We start from the raw sequence: 576 nt of genomic DNA on the forward strand, positions 1-576 counted from the left end.
ATTCTCATGCGAGTTCCAGTTCTATTTTAAGTTGCATAATGAGTTCATCCAGGAAAGATATCTTTCCGATCAGGTCTTCATAGGCGGCCAGGCCCAGCTCACGGCTGGAATACTTGCCAAAGACAAACTCCAAATTGCCGTCTTCATGGGCATTGTTCAGCATAAATGCTCCAAGGCTGTTTATGGAAGATTCCATAGGTTGATCTTTTATGGTTTTCAGGGTTGCCAGTAGCTCATCATGTATGGCGGTCTTTTCAATGGCCGCCTTCCATTGGGCATAAGGTTCTGAAGCATCTTCAAAAACCGGAACTAAGGAGTAGTTGTACTTCTCTTTATCAGCCAGGGAGCGGCTGTAGATCACCAGGCCGAAAGGATAGGCCGGTGACGGCTCTTTATATTCCTTAAATCCACCTGTAGGGTTACTGCCTTGCCCATATGGACGTTGCAGTTCGTATGTGAAAATGCCGTCAGGGCGATCCGTGCGCTTCTTCCAGTCTTCTTCGTTTTCAATCTCCCAGTCTTCCAGTTTTTTAGCTTCTCCAAGATATTGCAGCCCGTGGCTGTCCAGTTGTTTGA

At 46.7% G+C, this 576-nt stretch carries 1 protein-coding gene; it reads right to left on the reverse strand.

The features are described from left to right. Positions 1-4 precede the first annotated feature (4 nt). The coding region (locus JMN32_RS03670) for a hypothetical protein (RefSeq protein ID WP_202854936.1) at positions 5-576 on the reverse strand (572 nt) is incomplete at its 5' end.

The sequence above is a fragment of the Fulvivirga marina genome (assembly GCF_016775155.1).
GTDB classification, from domain to species: domain Bacteria; phylum Bacteroidota; class Bacteroidia; order Cytophagales; family Cyclobacteriaceae; genus Fulvivirga; species Fulvivirga marina.